Source organism: Sphingomonas sp. FUKUSWIS1 (assembly GCF_000733135.1).
In the GTDB taxonomy this organism is placed as follows: domain Bacteria; phylum Pseudomonadota; class Alphaproteobacteria; order Sphingomonadales; family Sphingomonadaceae; genus Sphingomonas; species Sphingomonas aerolata.
Genome location: NZ_JPJC01000072.1, coordinates 1 through 3,696 on the forward strand (window position 1 = coordinate 1; position 3,696 = coordinate 3,696).

Below are 3,696 nucleotides of genomic sequence, written 5' to 3' on the forward strand. Positions count from 1 at the left end.
TACATCGCCAAGATCTGGACGTCAGAGCCGGACAGGTTCATCGTCGATCCGATCCACCATATGCTGGGACTAAACACCTAGGTAACGGTTGAAAGAATGCAGTACACCAAGATCGGAATGCCAATAAACAGGATCAATAACAGCAAGTTTAAGTCGATAAAGCGATGTAGCCCGCGTTGGCGGCTCCGTGATGGACGGCATGGTAAATTCTCGGCTTCTTCCTCTTCAACTTGCATGTGAAATCGAAGGGAGAAAAAACTCTCAGGTCTGGATACCAACACACGTCTAGTCAGGTTGTCCGCGTCCTGTGAAGCAATAGGCTCCGAACGGCGATCAATCGCCGTGAAATCAACATCAGCCATTTTTGGTTATCCGCATACTCGAGAACACGGTCGCGCCGAGCGCGTCCGTGAAAATCAGATCGAATAAGGCCCGAACCCGATCGGCATGCCGCCGAGCTCGGGCTACAGGCGTGCGGCGAGTTGGCCTGCGTGGTCGCGGAAACGCGAATATGGCGCGAAAGCGTACATGCTATTTAGATGACAACAACGTCATCTCTGGTCAACCCTAGTTCGTTGTTGCGTCTGAACCGCGGTTTGATAGCCAAAAGTCTCCCGAAAAGCGTGGAGGGCGCGGCAGCCTCACGTCCGCTCGTTTGTAGCGTCCCTCGGTTCCCTATCTCTACAGGCGACAGAACGACGTTTAGCGCGCATGTCGGCGCGAGGAGGAGGGCAAGACGATGTTCGTTGAAGGAATGTTGGAGGTGGCGCGCGAAAAGCTCGTGACGATCACCGATGATGCGCGGCTGATCGAAGCCGCCAAACTCTTGTCCTCCGGGACTGATCTCGTGATCGTATGCGACAGCGCGGGGGCCATACAAGGTGTCGTCACCAAAACCGATGTCGTCCGGCAAATCAGCGTCTGTCAGGGCGCAACCTGCATGTGCCCAGTTTCGACGGTTATGACGCGCGATGTTGCGCTGTGTCGGGAGGCGGATCTTCTACAGGACGTTTCCAAGCTGATGAAAGAGCGACATCTGAAGAATATCCCCGTCGTGGCCGCAGATAACCGACCCATAGGTGTACTTACTGCGCGAGCCATTCTCCGCGTACTGCTGGGTGATGCCGAATATGAAGAAGCGCAGTTGGCCGATTACGTGAAGGGCGTCGGCTACCGATGATGAATGCCCGCGCTACCAAACGACGCCTTTGAGGAAATCCCGATGCCTGACCCTGATCCACTCCTGGCCCCGACCGAGCTTGGCCAGCGAGCACTGTCGAGGTGGGACAATGAGGGTGGTGCGCTCGCATCCGCCCATGGAACTCACGCGGAGGTCCCCGACATGACCAACGCCGAACTTGTTCAGCTTCGCATACGCGTCATCGCGCTTGAGAACCTGATAATTGCTGTACTGGCGGAAGGCTCCGATCGGCAGCTCCAGGTGGCGCGGGAGATGGCGGATTACATCTCTCCCCGGCCCGGCTTCACGCATCATCCTCTAACGATTAGGGCAGCCGATCACATGACCGACCTCGTCGGTCGGGCCGTCCATTTCCGATCAGCGCAGCCGAAATGAATCCTGCGCAATCTTATAAAACCGTTGTGTTCGCTGAGAAAAACCTTCCGTAATGGCTCGGACGCTTATCAGACGCGATGTCGGCTTACGTTGATAGCGCCCCATTACCAGGCCACCGCCTGCCTTTACTCGGGAAATAAGCGCGAGCCGGATTCCGAGTGCATCATCCTAACTCTGTCCGTCGGCGAGCCGATCCGGCGACGCCGCAACTGCTGCCCGATGTTCGTTCTCTCGTCGTGCCATTTCCTCGTGGCGGCACAACGGGATTGGCTCGGGTGAGTCTCGGTAAAACTGGACGAGAAAGCGGACGGGTCCCAGCGGTTCGACGCAGTGAAGGATGGTTGGCTCGACAACGCCTGCTGCGCAATCCGGCGCAAGGATGCTCACGGCACCGGTCCGCCTCTGGTCTGTTACGTGGTAGCGCAAACGACCCTCTGCGACTTGTATCAGACCCCAGACGCCGGCCTTGGTGCAATGGTCCCTGAGTAGCCCGGCAGGAACAGAGGATTCGGTGAAGATGTCGGTCTGTCGGTACAAAACCAAACCCTCAGGAAGCTCGTTCGGGCTGTCAGAAGGCGTGTTGATGTCCATCACGCCGCCTCGGCATACAGCGTCTTCTCGCGCGATATCAGGACTTCAGCGAGAAACCAGTAGGCTTCGCCCCATGCAGCTAGAACCCTCTCGTCTACCGCATCACCCAGCACATCCTCAATCGCCGGGAGCAGCGCGTTTGCAACCGCGGGATAGTGTTCCGGCCTAATATGGGTGGCGATGTGGCGAGCAGCGATGCGCTCGATAGCGGGCTTCAACGCATCCAGCTTGTCGGCGTTCTGCGCAAAAGCGAGGATGGCAGCAGCCAGCCGCTTTGGCTGCTCGCCCGATTTCTGGGCCGCTAAGTCGAATAGCGCCTTGATTTCTGGATCGACGAACAAGCGTTCGTACATGCGCGTTGTGATTTCGACCCCGTGCTGCTGGAGCGCCGGCGCAGTCGACTTGATGACGATTATAGTCTCGCGCGAAAGCGACTTAGTCATGATTTACTCCTGAGGTTGTCGTCATGTGTCGTAACTAAAGGACGCGTTTGTATAAAAACGCTGCACCTGAAAAGGCGCTACCTCGTTGGAGCGCATCGTTCGATCAGCAAATTCGACCATGTGGTTGGCACTCCGGTTGTGGCATGAGGCATAAGCCAAGCGGCATGCACGGAGTTTCCTCGAAGCGGGAGACGTGCGCGGCGCCTGTCGAAGCTGAGTCGGCGCTCAAGAGTTACCATAGAGGATTCGTTTGGCGCTTATCCTCCTTGCGACCTGTTGCTAATATATCGCATCGCGATACAATCGTGCAAGCGATTTGAGCACTCCCCAAATCTCACCTAAAATTAGCTACTGAAGGCGGTCAGCTCCCGTTACTCTGAGGTGCTACGGTTGGCCGACAAGCTCAGCAGGGCTGTCGTTGGGGAGAGGATGCGCCGGGACACCGGCTGTCTGCCGGCCGTAGCATCGCTAGGTACGTTCCAAGATATCGCCAGGCTGTTGCAGGAAAGGTCAGGATCGCTTGCGTGCTGGCTACATGAGGCTTTCATAGTACCGATGATGAGAGCGTTGCACATGACGACAATGGAGTAATATCAAGCCACAGTTCGGATGGTCGATGAAAGGCCAATAGTTTTATCAGATTCTATTATGCAACGAGGTTTACTATTAGATATAGATTTAACTCGTTCTGCTAAGTAAAATAGGAGGTTTCTAATTATAAGCGTTATCGCTATTTTGCTTTCTCTAACCATAGCTCTGCTTTCAGATTTACTCTGGCGAGCAGAAGCGAAAGCTGGCAAGATGTTGTTAACAGCTATCGCTTTGATTGCGCTGTTGATCGCGATTTGGGTCGCTCAGGTGGGCTCAGCCGAACAAACGGACCCTTTAGTCCCTTGGATTGCCATTTTGTCAGCCACGCTCCTCCTAAAGTGGCTTCATACCATGTTCCGAGAAACTGACGGACAATGACGCGAATGCTCTGCCTGAGGAGGACCCGGATACTACCTAGGTGTTTAGCCCCAGCATATGGTGGATCGGATCGACGATGAACCTGTCCGGCTCTGACGTCCAGATCTTGGCGATGTA

General features: G+C 55.4%; 5 protein-coding genes. 2 read left to right on the forward strand and 3 right to left on the reverse strand.

From position 1 onward, the window contains the following. Window positions 1-77: 77 nt before the first annotated feature. A complete protein-coding gene (locus sphsw_RS19270; RefSeq protein WP_152555408.1) occupies window positions 78-362 on the reverse strand; it encodes a hypothetical protein in 285 nt (94 codons plus the stop codon). Between the two features lie 377 nt (window positions 363-739). On the opposite strand from sphsw_RS19270, the gene sphsw_RS05650 reads away from it, so the two are divergent. Next, window positions 740-1,180 (forward strand): CBS domain-containing protein, encoded by a 441-nt coding sequence (locus tag sphsw_RS05650; RefSeq protein WP_031439745.1) that lies wholly within the window; start codon window positions 740-742, stop codon window positions 1,178-1,180. 162 nt (window positions 1,181-1,342) lie between these two features. After that, window positions 1,343-1,576: a hypothetical protein gene (locus sphsw_RS05655; RefSeq protein ID WP_200874011.1), complete on the forward strand. Its 234-nt coding sequence runs from the start codon at window positions 1,343-1,345 to the stop codon at window positions 1,574-1,576. A 168-nt stretch (window positions 1,577-1,744) separates the two neighbouring features. On the opposite strand, the gene sphsw_RS18715 is transcribed toward sphsw_RS05655, so the two are convergent. Together sphsw_RS18715 and sphsw_RS05660 are read right to left on the reverse strand one after the other, a co-directional pair. After that, entirely contained in the window at window positions 1,745-2,167 is a 423-nt protein-coding gene (locus sphsw_RS18715; RefSeq protein ID WP_081874165.1) for a DUF1971 domain-containing protein, read from the reverse strand. Then, the gene (locus tag sphsw_RS05660) at window positions 2,167-2,610 is read right to left on the reverse strand and encodes a globin domain-containing protein (protein WP_031439747.1); all 444 of its coding nucleotides are present in this window, start codon (window positions 2,608-2,610) and stop codon (window positions 2,167-2,169) included. The genes sphsw_RS18715 and sphsw_RS05660 overlap by 1 nt, the downstream gene beginning before the upstream one ends. Window positions 2,611-3,696 lie beyond the last annotated feature (1,086 nt).

What these genes read in the sequence shown, in the direction of transcription:
- sphsw_RS05655 (WP_200874011.1), top strand. Translation starts at nt 1,343, where the DNA reads ATGACCAACGCCGAACTTGTTCAGCTTCGCATACGCGTCATCGCGCTT.
- sphsw_RS19270 (WP_152555408.1), bottom strand. Translation starts at nt 362, where the DNA reads ATGGCTGATGTTGATTTCACGGCGATTGATCGCCGTTCGGAGCCTATT.
- sphsw_RS05660 (WP_031439747.1), bottom strand. Translation starts at nt 2,610, where the DNA reads ATGACTAAGTCGCTTTCGCGCGAGACTATAATCGTCATCAAGTCGACT.
- sphsw_RS18715 (WP_081874165.1), bottom strand. Translation starts at nt 2,167, where the DNA reads ATGGACATCAACACGCCTTCTGACAGCCCGAACGAGCTTCCTGAGGGT.
- sphsw_RS05650 (WP_031439745.1), top strand. Translation starts at nt 740, where the DNA reads ATGTTCGTTGAAGGAATGTTGGAGGTGGCGCGCGAAAAGCTCGTGACG.